This is a genomic window from Alteribacillus bidgolensis, from assembly GCF_002886255.1.
Classification (GTDB): Bacteria; Bacillota; Bacilli; order Bacillales; family Marinococcaceae; genus Alteribacillus; species Alteribacillus bidgolensis.
Genome location: NZ_KZ614149.1, coordinates 714,952 through 728,739, shown reverse-complemented (window position 1 = coordinate 728,739; position 13,788 = coordinate 714,952). Strand labels below are relative to the sequence as shown.

Below are 13,788 nucleotides of genomic sequence, written 5' to 3'. Positions count from 1 at the left end.
TACATACAAAAAGAGATTGTTACTCCATCGTAATGGTTAACAATCTCCGGATGGGAGGACTCATATATTGAACCTCCTTACACTATTTGTTTCTTTATATTGTCCTCTTAAATTCCCTGCTTTTCTGAAAACTTAAACAGCAGTATTTTTTCGGAAATGTTTTATACCGCTGCAGCTAAGGTGCTGAAATGGTCCAATTCCGCTAATACGAAGTCTCAGTTGATTCTTGATGCGAAGATGATTATGAATATACACTTCTATACCTTCGTGCGGCACAATGTTAAAATTGTTATCGCTTTCCGGCTTATCAAATGTAAGCATAACATCTACTGGCCCGCGCTGTTTTTTCTGGTTAAACGGATAAAATGGATGCAGTGTTACAATACCGCCGTTTTTTTTAATCCAGCTGACCGTTTTTTTGTCCATGTTAATGCGAGTCATAAAAAAACCTCCTTAAGAAAATGTTCACTATAATTTTTCACAATGCGATTATAACACGAAGATATAGGTACATATCAATAGATATAAAGAGAAAATTTAAATTAAATTGTTTTAATAGTGATTCATGATATTATATGATTAATAATCGTAAAATGAGATAAATTTTGTCGAAATTTAGGCTGAAAAATCTCCAAACTAATATCCTTTAAAGCTAGTATGAAAGAGCTGACTTAACATTTCAATTGACATATTTGAAGAAATCGCCTTGTCATCATGTAAAGCATTCTCCTAAAAAAATCTGTTGATATAAAAAAACTTTTCCCTGCCTCAAATGACAAGGAAAAGCTTTTAAAATAATAATTATCCTTCTAAAAGAAGAGTTTCTGGATCTTCTAAGAGCTCTTTTATTTTAACTAAAAAGCTTACAGCTTCTTTACCATCCACAATTCGATGGTCATAAGACAACGCGATATACATCATTGGGCGGTTTTCCATTTTCTCTTCATCAATAGCAACGGGGCGCCACTGGATTTTGTGCATTCCCAAAATACCAACCTGCGGCCCATTCAGAATTGGTGTGGATAACAAGGAACCAAAAACGCCGCCGTTTGTTATCGTGAACGATCCGCCTTGCAAGTCTTTTAGAGTTAATTTATTATCTCTTGCTTTTTTCGATAAATCCACTACCGATTGTTCTAATTCAGCAAATGATTTTTTGTCCGCATCTCTTACAACCGGAACGACAAGACCGTCATCAGTAGAAACAGCCATTCCAATGTCATAAAACTGCTTCTTGATGATCTCATTTCCCTGAATTTCTGCATTTAATAATGGATAATGTTTTAACGCAGCGATAACTGCTTTTGTAAAGAATGACATAAAACCTAAACGAACGTCATGCGCTTCTTGAAAAGCTTCTTTTCTTCTTTTTCTTACATTCATAACGGCCGTCATGTCTATTTCGTTAAAGGTTGTTAACATTGCTGAAGTCTGCTGTACGTCTACTAGTCTGTTTGCAATTGTTTGACGGCGGCGAGACATTTTCACACGTTCTACCGGCTTGCCTTCAAATTCATCTTTTTGGGCAGGGGCACTTTCTTTTTTAGATGCAGCACCGCTGTCAGCTTTTGTGGAGGCAGCTGCTTTATTATTTTTCTCGTAGTCTTCTACATCTTCTTTTCTTACTCTTCCTAGTGGGTCTCTCGTTGGAATTTGGTTTAGATCTAATCCCTTTTCTCTGGCAAGCTTTCTAGCAGATGGAGAAGCTACCGGACGGTCTGTTGAAGAGTCTTCTTCATTGCTTTCATCATTATTATCTTGCGTTTTTGCAGAGTCTTCTGCTGAAGTATCAGCAGGTTCTTGGCCTTCTTCTTTTTTGCCCTCTCCCCCGCTTTTTTCATTTCCGCTTGCCTCACCATTTTCGTCAACCACTGCAATAACATCTCCAACTTCCACCGTATCTCCTGGCTCTTTGAGAAGCTCTTGAAGAACTCCAGATTTTTCGGAAGTAATTTCTACATTCACTTTATCTGTTTCTAATTCTGCAATATTTTCTCCTTTTTCTACTTGATCACCTGGTTGTTTCAACCATTCTGCTATTGTTCCTTCTGTAATAGATTCTGCTAGCTCCGGTACTTTAATTTCGGCCATGATGATGAGTCCTCCTTATAATTTTCCTGTGAGTGCTTCGTTGATAATCCGTGTCTGTTCTTTTTTGTGTACTTTAGGGTCCCCTTCAGAAGGGCTTGACCGGCGTCTTCTGCCAATATAACTTGTGGAAACGTTATTTGGAGCAATATCTCGCAGAAGCGGCTGGATATAATTCCAAGGACCCATATTTTCTGGTTCCTCTTGTACCCATTTAAATTCTTTGACATTTTTATACTCTCGTACAATATCTTGAATTTCTTCTCCTGGGAATGGATATAATTCTTCAATCCGTATAATATGAACATTTTCTGCACTTTCTTCTTCAATGGCTTCATGTAAGTCAACTGCCATTTTTCCAGAAGCAAATACAATTCGAGTTACTTTATCCTTTTGTTTTCCTGTTTTAGGGTCCTCCAATACGGCTTGGAATCGCCCGTTTGCAAACTCTTCTGGCGAAGAAGCGACATTTTGATTTCTTAATAGACTTTTTGGTGTCATTAACACGAGCGGTCTCATTTCTTCTGTGCCTAGAGAAGCTGCCTGTCTGCGAAGCAGATGAAAATATTGAGCTGAACTTGTTAAGTTCGCGACATTCCAATTGTTCTCAGCAGCCAAAGTCAAAAAGCGTTCCAATCTAGCACTTGAATGTTCCGGGCCTTGACCTTCATATCCATGCGGCAGCAGCAGCACCATACCTGATTTTTGTCCCCATTTTGCACGGCCAGCCGAAATAAACTGATCAAAAATAACCTGAGCTGCATTTGCAAAATCACCAAATTGCGCTTCCCATAAAACGAGCGTTTCAGGTGCATGAACATTGTATCCATATTCAAAACCAACAATAGATCCTTCTGAAAGCGGGCTGTTGTGGACAGCAAAAGATGCTTTCGCTTTTGATAATGTATGAAGAGGAGAGTAAATATCACCGTTTTTATGGTCATGCAAGACAATATGGCGGTGGGCGAAGGTTCCTCTTTGAGAATCCTGACCCGTTAGTCGTACCGGGGTGCCATCAGAAATAATTGTGGCATAAGCTAACGTTTCAGCATGTGCCCAATCAACCTTGCCATTATCCTCCAAGGCCTCTTCTCTGCGCTCTAAAATCTTCTTTAATTTCGGAAAAACACTAAATCCTTCAGGCCAAGTAATTAACTCTTTGTTAATATGTCTTAATTCGTCTAAATTATATCCTGTCTCAATAACAGGAAGTCTTTGTTCTACTTCTTCAGGTATAACTACTTTTTCTGGTTCATCCGATTTATTATCAGCCACTTTTTCATACTGGGATGACAAAAACTTTATTGTTTCTTCTTTTAATGTTTCTGTTTCTTCTTCTGAAATGACATTGTCAGAAATTAATGATTTGGCATAGATTTCCCTAACAGTCGGATGCTTTCGTATAATGTTATACAAGTAAGGCTGTGTAGCTGCCGGCTCGTCCATTTCATTATGTCCAAATCTTCTATATCCAATTAAATCAATAACAAAATCTTTATTGAATCTATGTCGGTATTGATAAGCCAAATCGATAGCAGCCATACAAGATTCAGGATCATCAGCGTTAACATGAACAATTGGGATTTCATAGCCTTTAGCAGGATCACTTGCATAAGTTGTTGACCTTGAGTCATGCGTGTCCGTTGTAAAACCTAATTGGTTGTTAGCAATAATGTGCAGAGTACCACCTGTTTGATACCCTTTTAACCTGCTCATATTCAACGTTTCAGTAACAATACCTTCACCAGGGAAAGCTGCATCTCCATGTATGAGAAGAGCAACTGACTTATTTGTGTCCTGCTGTGGAAAACCAGGTTGTGAGCGGTCATCTTGTGCAGCTCTCGCGTATCCCTCTACAACAGGATTTACAAATTCTAGGTGACTTGGATTATTTGCCAGCGTAATACGGGAATCAAAGGATTCTTGTTCAATCTTCTTATGAGCACCTAAATGGTATTTCACATCCCCTGTCCATCCGTAATTTATTCCTATTGAACCCTCAGAAGGTACTAAATCCTTATTTGGGGCGTGTTGAAATTCAGAGAAAATAAGATCATACGGCTTTCCAAGCACATGCGCCAATACACTTAACCGTCCGCGGTGGGCCATTCCTATCATTACGTTTCTAGCTCCGTCTTGGATCGAATCTTGTGCAAACTCATCTAGCATTGGTACTAAGGAATCGACGCCTTCAATAGAAAAGCGCTTTTGCCCAACAAATGTTTTATGAAGAAATTGTTCAAAACTTTCTACTTCCGTTAAACTCTTTAAAATTCTTTTCCTTTTATCTTCAGATAAAGATTTGTAGATATCACCAGATTCCACTTGGCGATTTAACCATTGATGTTCCTCAACATCGTGTACATGGTCAAATTCAAAAGCAATAGACTTCGTGTACATTTCTTTTAGATGATTGATAGCTTCTAGACCATTTGAAATATTTTCCGGTGCATCTGGGCAGATTACATGTACCGGCAAGTGTTTTAAGTCCTCTTCTGTCAATCCATACTCATGGATTTTCAAAAAAGATGTTTCTTCACCTGGCTCTTGAAGAGGGTTAACATCTGCAGATAAATGTCCATGGATACGGATATTTTCAGCAAGCTTTACAGCAGCTGCAATTTTAACAACAGTACCGGCTCTAGGCTGCACTTCTTCTGCAGTGCCTGCAGATTTCCCATTTGTATGCACTGTCTGTTCTTCCTGCGGAGCACCATATTGATCAAACCATTTTTTTGTTTCGGGTTCTAAGGCTGATGGATCCTCTTTATATTGTTCATAAAGATCCATTAAATAACCAAGGTTGGGACCATAAAATTCCTGCCACGGCTCATCATGCTTGGCTGAATTATTACTCATCGGGTTCTACCTCCAACTGCTAAGTGATATTTGGTAAGGTTGAAAAAATTATGTAATGCATTTCTTTAAAGAAAATGATTTATAATCTTTATAAGCAATCTTTTCCAACCACTCCCCTCAGGATGTATACCTGCTTTTAACATTTTTATATTACTTCTTTTAAAAGATTTTTGTCTGTCCTTTTATTCTAACACGTTGTAAGCGCGTTCTCAAAAGCAAGGGGTAAAAATTTGTCGCTTTATGACAAGCAATATAAATATGTAGAAACAGATATAAAATACATAAAAAATATTTTCTATTTAAAAAAAATGTCAAAAATGTGAACCTTCATTGTTATTGTACAACAAAAAATAGAGAATAAAAGTGCTGAAGACAAATTTCTTTAATGCTTTCTCATCTTTTAAGGGGTATAATATCGTTGTGTCGAAGAAAGGAGAAGAGATTATGCTAAAAGCTTTAATTTTTGATTTAGATGATACGTTGTTATGGGATAAGAAAAGTGTACAAGAAGCATTAAGGATCGTTTGTTTAGAAGCAGAAGAAGAGACGGGTGTTGATCATAGAGATCTTGAGCAAACGTTACGTAAGGAAGCAGCAGCATTATACGCAGAATACGAAACGTATCCATTCACAAAAAAAATTGGAATTAACCCTTTTGAAGGGTTATGGGGAGAGTTTTCCGACAAAACGAACGCAGGCTTTCGCAAGATGAATAAATTAATGCCTGAATATCAACGAAAAGCATGGACCAATGCCCTTCTTAAACATGGAATTCAAAATCAAGAACTCGGCCAAACGTTAGCTGAAAAATATCGCTTTCATCGCAAAAAACTGCCTTTTCTTTATGAAGACACTCTAGAAGTTTTAGCTGAACTAAAAACAGACTACCGCCTATTTTTATTAACAAATGGGTCCCCAACCCTACAAGATGAAAAACTTAATATGACCCCGCAGCTTATTCCTTTTTTTGAATACATATTAGTTTCAGGCGCTTTTGGAATTGGCAAGCCCGATCCGTCTATATTTGAACATACGTTAAAATTGCTATCGCTTGAAGCAAGCGAAGCTATTATGATTGGGGACAATTTAAACACAGACATACTCGGTTCTAATCGAGCTAACATAAAAAACATTTGGATCAATCGTGAAGGAGTTACACCTGACCCCAATATTTCTTTTGGCTGGGAAGTAAAAAGCTTATCTGAAATCCCATCTTTATTAACTGCTATTGACTAATGATAATGAAAATAATACAACTTCCTTAAAACGAAAGAGCATCCTCTTTCGTTTTTTATTTTTCAGAATACTATTCAGCTAAAAACATACTTATAAATGACGTACATTATTTGTTATCACTCAAGTTATCCTTTCCTTCGCGTAATGATGAGGAATTTTGAAAATTACTATTATTATCATTCTCTTTATTCTAATCTAAAAAGATGTTATATTTATAAATGCATTTTTGAATTTATGCAGTCATATGCAAGTTATAACGAGTAAAATCGTAGTATTCTTTGTTAACAAAAGTATAACTATGCATATTTTACACATATGAAGAGGTGAGAAAATGAACAATAGCAAGTCAAACAACGAGGGTTCAACCTTAAGGTTTTTAATTCCCTCTCTCATAGGAATTTTCTTATTTATGATTCCGGTATCGGTCAACGGTGAAATAACCATTCCAGTTGCTTTACTGGCAAACTGGCTGCAAGGTGAAGCAGCTGGAGCTCTCCCGCCTATTGCTTCGTTTTTTATGTTCGTTGCAGTCGCAGGCTCCATCATAGTGAAAATAACGAATATTTCAAATCACTTCATAAAATCATTATTTGACGTTAGTTGGGTATGGCTTGGAATTCGTGTTTTTGGTCTTATATTTTCTTTAATGGTTTTATTTAATACAGGGCCCGATTGGATTGTTTCACCAGATACTGGCGGCTTATTGTTATTTGATTTAATTCCGCTTCTAATTACTGTATTTTTATTTGCTGGTTTTTTTCTTCCGTTTCTTTTAAATTTCGGCCTGCTGGAATTTTGCGGTGCGATTTTAACTCCAATAATGAGACCGCTTTTTACACTGCCTGGGCGTTCTTCAATTGACTGTGCTGCTTCTTGGATGGGGGACGGTACCATTGGCGTGCTGCTGACGAACCAGCAGTATGAACAAGGATACTATTCCAAAAGAGAAGCTGCTGTTATCGGTACGACTTTCTCTATCGTTTCCATCACTTTCAGTATTGTAATACTTTCAAAAATGGATTTGATGCAATATATTGTGCCTTATTACTTTACTATCGTTGCAGCAGGAGTTGCTGCTGCACTAATAATGCCGCGAATCCCGCCATTGTCCTTAAAAAAAGATGACTATTTTAATGAAACAAATAAAAAAGAAGATGATTCAAGGCCGCCCGAATATAATCCATTTCAATGGGGCTTGAAACAAGCTGCTCAAAAAGCTGTACAAAATAAAGCTTTTTCTATAGTTAACGGCGGTCTGAAAAACGTTTTAGATATGTGGATTGGAGTAATTCCGGTCGTTATGGCTTTGGGTACTGCTGCTGTGGTTATTGCCGAGACTACTCCGTTTTTTGAAATAATTGGAATGCCGTTTGTGCCTCTTTTAGAAATCATGCAAGTGCCTGAAGCCGCAGAAGCTTCACAAACAATGGTAATCGGTTTTGCTGATATGTTCCTGCCAGCTATTATAGGTTCAGGTATTGAAAGTGAACTAACTCGTTTTATCATTGCTGCATTATCTGTTACTCAGCTTATATATATGTCCGAGGTTGGTGGTCTTTTGCTTGCCTCTAAACTCCCTGTCAAGTTTACGGATCTTGTTTTCATTTTCTTAGAGCGCACCATCATCACGCTGCCTATTATTATCGGGTTTGCCCATCTCATTTTTTAAAAGAATTTGCGTAAAAACGGAAAAACTGGACGCCCGGCGGCGTCCAGTTTTTTGTACTTAAGCTTCTGTTCGTTTTTTTCCATACCAATCATCAAGAACTTTCGCATCTAAAACCTTTTTTTCTATAAAACGCTGCTGCGCCTCATTAAATTCATCTTTCCAAGAAATATCTAATTCATCAGCTAGTTTGACAATGGTAAGGAGCTCCTGCCAAGCAACATACCTTTTATACCAGAAAAACTGCGGCTGTTCACTCATATAAGGATAAAGATCATCAAATTCCGTGTGCTTGCAATCAATCGTACGTTCAAACTGATTTTTTGCATTATAAAGTTTTTCCTTAAAAAAAGCAGGAATGTCTTTTGCCATTTCTCTCCCTCCCTAAATAGATAATCTTATTTAATACCATTTTGCCATAAGTTTTCGAAAACGCAAAGAGAAATGCATAACATTAATATATGTTTCTAATGTTTTAAAAAAACTAGCAATGATGCTGTTTATCAAATCCGTAAAAAAAGCTCTTCTTTTTTCTATGATCAAAGAAGAGCTTTATTGATTAACCAATCTCATGCATTCTCTTTTCCAGTCGAGTTACCTTATAATCGTCCGCATACACTTTATCAAAAGATTTAACAAGCTTCTTCATTTTCTTAATTGTAAAATCAGGCATTAATAAACCTTTGTTAATTAAATACTTATGAAGAAAATCAAGACGGCCGCTGTCATATTTATTATGATCTTCTACTCTCTCTAAAAACTTGTATATAGCATCCTGTAAAGAAAGATTTTCGTCCACAAAATCCCCATAACGTTCCAAATACGTACGATAATTATTTTCGCTTAGTTTATTTAAAAGCGCCGTTAGTACACGCTCCTCATTGCCTTTTAGTTGAAAGCCTTTTTTCTCAAGCAATCTGACAAATACAGATAGATCTGAGTTGTAAAAATCCAAAGCAAGTCTCATTTCACTAGTAACGTGCAAAGATACGGAAAACCTTCCTTGTGATCGGGCAATCAACCTATTATGAAGAGCACGTACCACATCAGGATTTAGCAAAAACGAAGGATGGATAGTATATAGATATTTTTCAATTTCATGATGCAATAAGTGATTTAATTCTTCTTCCCTTTGCATTTTCTCTACCGATTGTAATCGCTGCTGCTCTGCGTACTCTTCTATCCGTTTAGCTGTCTCTTCTGCCCACACGGATTTTTTTTGGTGAAATTTGTGTTTCATTGCCTTCAACATATGAAAGCCTCCCTCCATCTTATCTTTATTTTCTTTGCCCGTCACAGCAGGCATTTCTATCTTTCTGTCGATTTCCAATGAAGAGTGTATCACATCCTAACTAAAAATAAAATAGAGTATTTGAAAGTTTTTTTATCTATTTAAGACTTATACAATTATATTCCTTCATAATCATTTCATATAAGGTCAAATCGTCTATATTCGAAATAAATAAGCTAATAAACTGTTTAAGAAGTCAGAAAAAAGGACCTGCTTGTTAACACAGATCCTTTCAAAATATATTATTTTGTTACTGTCGTAAAGGTATGCTTGCCAACTAAAAATGCAGCTATTGCAAAAGCTTCAGCTTCCTCTTTTACCCGATTAAGCCCTCCAGGTGCTTTTTGCACGGTCAGCTTATATTCCTTCTCTAAATCAATAGATTCATCGGCTGCTTTTGTAAGGAAAAGTGCTGATTCATTTAATGCCATTTCACCGCTTTTCATGATTTCAAAAAACGATACAAACCCGTGCATTACCCCATTATAGCGAACAGCAGTTACCGGTGTTCCAGCTTCATGTAATTTTTCTGCATATAATTCCCCTTCATCTCTTAAAGGATCATATTGCGCTGTTATGATCATGGCTGGAGGAAGCCCTTCTAAGTTTTCCGCTTCAAGCGGAGAGGTATAAGGGTTATTCCACATCTTTTCTTCCGGGGTATAAGCTTCTCTAGCTTTTAACATGACTTGTTTTGATAATAAATAATAGCCGCTGTCATAGGTGCTCCTTGAATTTAATTCTATATCTTTAAAAGTAGTTAATGGATAGTATAAAAGTTGGGCGAATATATCCGGTCCATTGGAATCACGCGATTTTAGGGCAGTAACAGCTGCTAAGTTTCCTCCTGCACTATCCCCAGCTACTGCAATTTTTTCGGGGTTGCCACCAAACCTTTCCGCATTTTCATAAACCCATTCCAAAGAACGGTAACTATCATTAACAGCAGTTGGAAAAACATGTTCAGGAGCAACACGATAACCAGGGCTTACTACTACTGCACCTGTTCTGGCTGCCAGAGAGCGAATTATATTGTCATGGGTGTCAATACTTCCGTACCCTTCTAAAAAAGCTCCTCCATGAAAATATAAAATTACTGGTGCTTCCTTTGCATCAGAATAACTGTAAATGCGTACAGGAATTTCTTTTTCATTGTTTAATTGAATGCTTTCTTCATCTCTTACCATCGTCACTTGACCTTCTTTACCTGAGTTGGAAGCAAGAAAGCCAGGAGGCTCAAGATCGGGGTCGAGCGGAACCAAATTATTATTAACAGCATGCAGAATGACTGCTGTTTTTGATGGAAGCTTACCGTGTACTGTTCTAGACCAATCTTCAATCGACCATGCTATGATCAAACTTATTATTAAACTAAGAAATATAGTTATTTTAATTGTTTTTTTCCACATGCCTATCCCCTCCCAGAGACAGCTTCTGTTTCTTACACTTTATATTATAACAAATTTTTTTAAAGTTTCTTTAAAAAATATCATCTTTTTTCACATTTTTACACAATTATTCTTAAAAAAATTCCCCTCCATTTTTAGAGGGGAACTGAATTAACGCAAAAAGCCGCATTGTTTTATAAAATCGTTTAAATAAAGTCTTTTTGAATGTTCCAAAGTATTGGTTATTTGCTTTGTCCAAGTCATGTTTTTCTTTGCATTGGTTCTTTGTTTATAATAGTCCGAAATAATTTGATCATATTGCTGTAAGTTTTCATTTAAAATGTCATTATCTTGCATGTATTGATTTTCGTGAAAAATTATTTCTTTTGGAATCCGAGGTTTTTGTTCTTCTATTTGCTTTGGATAACCTATAGCCATTCCAAACAAAGGAACAACTTTATTTGGAGTTTGAAGTAATTCACATACTTGCTTTAGGTTATTTCTTATTCCTCCTATGTAACAAATCCCAAGCCCCATTGACTCAGCTGTAACTGCAGCATTTTGAGCTGCTAAAGCTGCATCTATTAAAGAAATCATAAAAGCCTCTGTACTTTCGGTCGTTTGTGTAATATCTACGCCGTGTTGCTCTGCAGCTTGTTCATGACGATACAAATCAGCACAAAACACTAAAAAATACCCGTTTTCTTTCACATAAGACTGATTTCCGGCTAAAATAGACAAGGTTCTCTTCTTTTCGGGGTCTGTTATGCCTATGATAGAATATGCTTGCAGAAAACTTGAAGTGGAAGCTGCTTGAGCTGCTTCTATAATTTGATCTACGTCTGATTGCGGTATTTCCACTTCAGTAAACGCTCTTACGGAACGGTGTTTTAGTATCGTTTCGATGGTGTTGTTCATCCAATCCGCCTTTCTTTATTTGTTTTCATCTGCTCCTAGGTAAAAAAGCATGTCCTCTCTTAAACTAGAGAACATGCTTGATGTTATGTACGGTTTATTCTTGAAGCTATTGTTACACTTCTTTTATGCCGAGACTAATTTCAAGTGCTTCTTTAACCCTCTCCATTGTATCTTCATCTAAATGGGTAATTTTATCTGTTAAACGCTGTTTATCAATGGTTCTAATTTGTTCGAGCAATATAACACTGTCCCGGTCAAAACGATGTTTCGCCGCATCAATTTCCACGTGGGTAGGAAGTTTTGCTTTCTTTATCTGGGCTGTAATGGCAGCAACAACGACGGTGGGGCTAAACCTGTTGCCAATATCATTTTGTATGATGAGAACAGGTCTCACACCGCCTTGTTCCGAACCTACTACCGGTGAAAGATCAGCAAAAAAAACGTCTCCACGCTTTACAACTTTTTTGGATTGGTGATAATTTTGCGTATCACTCAACTCATCCATTCACCTCCTTCACCGGTTCCGTTAACAGGATATGCTGAAAAGGAAAGTCTTATTCCTATTCTTTTGAAACAATAAGACGTTCTCCGGTACGCAAGGCTTCTTCTTCCGCTATTTCAAATTCCTTGCAAAGCTCCATGTTAATTTGAGCCATTTCTAAATATCCTTGTTTCATTTGGTTTTCTAAATCGGATGTTTTCCGTTGTTCAATTTGTTCTTGCAACACATTACGAAAGAAAGAATTTTTTTCTTCCTCCGTAAGGTGCTCAATTTCAGAATAAATCTCTTCTGGAAGTTCTAATGCAATTTGCTGAAATTGAGACATACCTGGACGGCCCCCCATGCATGGTTTATTCCCACCCATCATTATAAATGATTTTCTTTAGTAAATAAAACGTATTTTCTAATAAATTTTATTCTCTCCCTTCAAATTTTATAAAATATAGCCTGTTTTAAAGGAAAAATTTATTTAATAAGAATAATCTTTTCATATTCTGTCTCATACTACATAATGCCACATTATTCAATTTTTATTACAGTGGAGAAGGGAGGCATTTGATTGAAAAAGGCAATTTCATATCTAATCTGTTGTTTTCTTATATCTGGTTGTAATCCTGTACAAAAGGAACAGAGTGAAAACACAGAGTTAAAAACAGAACCTAGTTCCTATGAACAAAAGAAAGATTATCAAGTAAATGATAAACTTAAAAATGCAGCTAATGAATATGAGGATTATCTCACCTATTTTCATCGCTCTTTACGTCAGGTAGCTGATGAGGTGCAAAGAAATGATATTAATGAGTATTGGGTACAAAAACAGCTAAATCAAATGCTAAAGAAGACAGATGATATTACATCTGACGTACCAAACGCTTTTGAGCCGCTCAAAGAAGTTCAGTTAAGTGCAGCTTATGAGTTGAAGATGGCAAAAACAAATGCCTCTGATTGTTTTAAATCTAATAACCATTGTCAGGAAATGCAAACTCATTTAAACAATTTGTTTTATGTTGACAAAACAATGGATGAAACGTATAAAGACATTTTATTTGATAATGGGTTATAACAATAGGGGAGTTAACCCATAAGTCAATTTTCGGCAAGCGCAGCTGGAATATACTCACTTTCACCCTCAGGGCACAAGGGCGGCATCTACTCCAACTCTCTTTGCTCGTACTCGTAGTGTCCTTTGCCGCGGACGACGGTTCAGTCTTCTTGTATGCAAACCTTCGAGGTAATCATAATGTCCTATTTTTAACAGGAGTCTCACATATTCCAGTTGCCAAATAACCATCTAACCTTTTGCTACAGTCCCTCTAGACATTGTAAAACGCCTAAATTACTACAGAAATGGACACCACCCCGGTTTTCAGAGGAAGTGGGCTTCTCCGCTGCGAATTTTTTAGCAGGAATTTTGTCGGTCAAGATATAGCAGAAGTACTCTTACTAATTTTCTATGATGTAGAAGAACGTCAACAAAAAGTACTGATCTTACTTTTTCCCTCTGTGAACAACAGTTTGATTGATATAAAATTTTTTTAGTAATTTTTTTTAAATCAATTGCAATTCTATTCATGGTCTGGTAAAGTTTTCAGTAACGAAAATATTATAAATTAATTTCCTACTTCTTTATAAGAAGTGAGGTTAGAGGCGCAAAGACCATGAGTAAGCATTAGGAGGAACATGAGGTCCAGTGATTTTTGCTGAAAGGGGGATTTGCCGAAGCAGACAACTTCTCATGAGTTGGATGCTGGTTTCGTATTTAATAAGTACGAAACTGTCATATAGCATGCTGATGCTATATGGAGGGCTATCTCACGCATAAACGGTTCTGTTTATAGCT

12 protein-coding genes and 1 riboswitch are annotated in these 13,788 nt (G+C 36.8%); of the genes, 3 read left to right on the top strand and 9 right to left on the bottom strand.

Annotated features, from left to right (window positions below; translation table 11 throughout):
• Positions 1-132 precede the first annotated feature (132 nt).
• From CEF16_RS03810 to CEF16_RS03800, 3 genes are all read right to left on the bottom strand, one after another.
• Positions 133-441 (bottom strand): hypothetical protein, encoded by a 309-nt coding sequence (locus tag CEF16_RS03810; protein ID WP_091579872.1) that lies wholly within the window; start codon positions 439-441, stop codon positions 133-135.
• Between the two features lie 360 nt (positions 442-801).
• Positions 802-2,091 carry a 2-oxoglutarate dehydrogenase complex dihydrolipoyllysine-residue succinyltransferase gene (gene odhB, locus CEF16_RS03805; RefSeq protein ID WP_091579869.1) on the bottom strand — a complete coding sequence of 430 codons (1,290 nt, stop codon included), beginning with the start codon at positions 2,089-2,091 and terminating at the stop codon, positions 802-804.
• 15 nt (positions 2,092-2,106) lie between these two features.
• Positions 2,107-4,947: a 2-oxoglutarate dehydrogenase E1 component gene (locus tag CEF16_RS03800; RefSeq protein ID WP_091579867.1), complete on the bottom strand. Its 2,841-nt coding sequence runs from the start codon at positions 4,945-4,947 to the stop codon at positions 2,107-2,109.
• Between the two features lie 444 nt (positions 4,948-5,391).
• On the opposite strand from CEF16_RS03800, the gene CEF16_RS03795 reads away from it, so the two are divergent.
• Positions 5,392-6,183 carry an HAD family hydrolase gene (locus tag CEF16_RS03795; RefSeq protein ID WP_091579865.1) on the top strand — a complete coding sequence of 264 codons (792 nt, stop codon included), beginning with the start codon at positions 5,392-5,394 and terminating at the stop codon, positions 6,181-6,183.
• A gap of 331 nt (positions 6,184-6,514) precedes the next feature.
• Entirely contained in the window at positions 6,515-7,852 is a 1,338-nt protein-coding gene (locus CEF16_RS03790; protein ID WP_091579862.1) for a YjiH family protein, read from the top strand.
• Between the two features lie 57 nt (positions 7,853-7,909).
• Here the strand turns inward: CEF16_RS03790 and CEF16_RS03785 are convergent, their stop codons facing one another.
• The 6 genes from CEF16_RS03785 to CEF16_RS03760 form a co-directional block, all read right to left on the bottom strand.
• Positions 7,910-8,221, bottom strand: a complete 312-nt coding sequence (locus tag CEF16_RS03785) for a hypothetical protein (RefSeq protein WP_091579860.1) — start codon at positions 8,219-8,221, stop codon at positions 7,910-7,912.
• Positions 8,222-8,408: 187 nt separating this feature from the next.
• A complete protein-coding gene (locus CEF16_RS03780; protein ID WP_139185882.1) occupies positions 8,409-9,101 on the bottom strand; it encodes a hypothetical protein in 693 nt (230 codons plus the stop codon).
• A gap of 281 nt (positions 9,102-9,382) precedes the next feature.
• The gene (locus tag CEF16_RS03775; protein ID WP_091579855.1) at positions 9,383-10,549 is read right to left on the bottom strand and encodes an alpha/beta hydrolase; all 1,167 of its coding nucleotides are present in this window, start codon (positions 10,547-10,549) and stop codon (positions 9,383-9,385) included.
• Positions 10,550-10,699: 150 nt separating this feature from the next.
• Positions 10,700-11,446: an oxygen-insensitive NADPH nitroreductase gene (gene nfsA / locus CEF16_RS03770; RefSeq protein ID WP_091579851.1), complete on the bottom strand. Its 747-nt coding sequence runs from the start codon at positions 11,444-11,446 to the stop codon at positions 10,700-10,702.
• Positions 11,447-11,558: 112 nt separating this feature from the next.
• The gene (locus tag CEF16_RS03765; RefSeq protein ID WP_091579849.1) at positions 11,559-11,951 is read right to left on the bottom strand and encodes a type II toxin-antitoxin system PemK/MazF family toxin; all 393 of its coding nucleotides are present in this window, start codon (positions 11,949-11,951) and stop codon (positions 11,559-11,561) included.
• Positions 11,952-12,006: 55 nt separating this feature from the next.
• Positions 12,007-12,273: a hypothetical protein gene (locus CEF16_RS03760; RefSeq protein WP_091579846.1), complete on the bottom strand. Its 267-nt coding sequence runs from the start codon at positions 12,271-12,273 to the stop codon at positions 12,007-12,009.
• A 234-nt stretch (positions 12,274-12,507) separates the two neighbouring features.
• On the opposite strand from CEF16_RS03760, the gene CEF16_RS03755 reads away from it, so the two are divergent.
• On the top strand, positions 12,508-13,011 hold the full coding sequence (locus tag CEF16_RS03755) for a hypothetical protein (RefSeq protein ID WP_091579843.1): 504 nt from the start codon (positions 12,508-12,510) through the stop codon (positions 13,009-13,011).
• A 571-nt stretch (positions 13,012-13,582) separates the two neighbouring features.
• A riboswitch (Lysine riboswitch) is annotated at positions 13,583-13,766 on the top strand.
• Positions 13,767-13,788: the final 22 nt, after the last annotated feature.

Bases quoted from the DNA above. Each gene is read 5' to 3' on its own strand.
- CEF16_RS03810 (WP_091579872.1), bottom strand. From the start codon at position 441: ATGACTCGCATTAACATGGACAAAAAAACGGTCAGCTGGATTAAAAAA.
- odhB (WP_091579869.1), bottom strand. From the start codon at position 2,091: ATGGCCGAAATTAAAGTACCGGAGCTAGCAGAATCTATTACAGAAGGA.
- CEF16_RS03800 (WP_091579867.1), bottom strand. From the start codon at position 4,947: ATGAGTAATAATTCAGCCAAGCATGATGAGCCGTGGCAGGAATTTTAT.
- CEF16_RS03795 (WP_091579865.1), top strand. From the start codon at position 5,392: ATGCTAAAAGCTTTAATTTTTGATTTAGATGATACGTTGTTATGGGAT.
- CEF16_RS03790 (WP_091579862.1), top strand. From the start codon at position 6,515: ATGAACAATAGCAAGTCAAACAACGAGGGTTCAACCTTAAGGTTTTTA.
- CEF16_RS03785 (WP_091579860.1), bottom strand. From the start codon at position 8,221: ATGGCAAAAGACATTCCTGCTTTTTTTAAGGAAAAACTTTATAATGCA.
- CEF16_RS03780 (WP_139185882.1), bottom strand. From the start codon at position 9,101: ATGTTGAAGGCAATGAAACACAAATTTCACCAAAAAAAATCCGTGTGG.
- CEF16_RS03775 (WP_091579855.1), bottom strand. From the start codon at position 10,549: ATGTGGAAAAAAACAATTAAAATAACTATATTTCTTAGTTTAATAATA.
- nfsA (WP_091579851.1), bottom strand. From the start codon at position 11,446: ATGAACAACACCATCGAAACGATACTAAAACACCGTTCCGTAAGAGCG.
- CEF16_RS03765 (WP_091579849.1), bottom strand. From the start codon at position 11,951: ATGGATGAGTTGAGTGATACGCAAAATTATCACCAATCCAAAAAAGTT.
- CEF16_RS03760 (WP_091579846.1), bottom strand. From the start codon at position 12,273: ATGTCTCAATTTCAGCAAATTGCATTAGAACTTCCAGAAGAGATTTAT.